1 protein-coding gene is annotated in these 711 nt (G+C 40.6%); it reads right to left on the reverse strand.

Annotated elements, in window-relative coordinates; all coding sequences use genetic code 11:
• On the reverse strand, positions 1 to 569 hold a 569-nt coding region (locus ACFIK0_RS09400; RefSeq protein ID WP_375663910.1), incomplete at its 3' end, for a DEAD/DEAH box helicase.
• Positions 570 to 711: the final 142 nt, after the last annotated feature.

Genomic DNA, 711 nt, shown 5'->3' on the forward strand with positions numbered 1-711 from the left:
TCTAAACTATCAGCCAGATTGTTAAATAAATAATCGAAGGCTAAAGTAGAAGCCGTCGTATAAACAATATCAGAATTATACCAAGATCGTTTCAAAGGTGGCTTAGGACGCTTAACTTTTTTATCAAAGCCCAAACTGACTGTTAACCCTAGCCATTGATAAACGGGAGCTAACTGCTTTTCATCACGTTCTGCAAGGTAGTCGTTTGGCGTAACCAACATAGAACCTTTTCCAGTTAGCCCATTTAAATAGATTGGCATCGTAGCCATTAAGGTTTTTCCTTCACCGGTTTTCATTTCGGCGATATAACCCCAATTAAGAACAATTCCTCCCATTACTTGAACATCATAAGGGAACATCCCTAATATCCGGTAATCCGCTTCTCGAATTGTTGCAAACGCTTGAGGCAAAATGTCATCTACTGTCTTGCCATGTTTAAGTTGATCTTTAAGAATTGCAGTCTGTCCTTGCAATTCCTCATCAGACATTTTACGCATTTTGGGAGCCCACGCGTTCACTTTTCGAAGAATTCCTTCAACTCGACGCCTTGTAATCTCATCTAAGATCATCGACGTTACCTCCCCATACTTGGTGAATTTGCTGAAATAGTTGCGGCCAGTCTTGCTCAACCGCTTCTGGGATCAAAATGTGATCCATTGGCTCCCAAGCATAGCTAATTACAGTATTCATTGGTTGTTCTAAAGAGGTCTT

Origin of the sequence: Bartonella sp. CL63NXGY (assembly GCF_042194905.1) — a bacterium.
In the GTDB taxonomy this organism is placed as follows: domain Bacteria; phylum Pseudomonadota; class Alphaproteobacteria; order Rhizobiales; family Rhizobiaceae; genus Bartonella.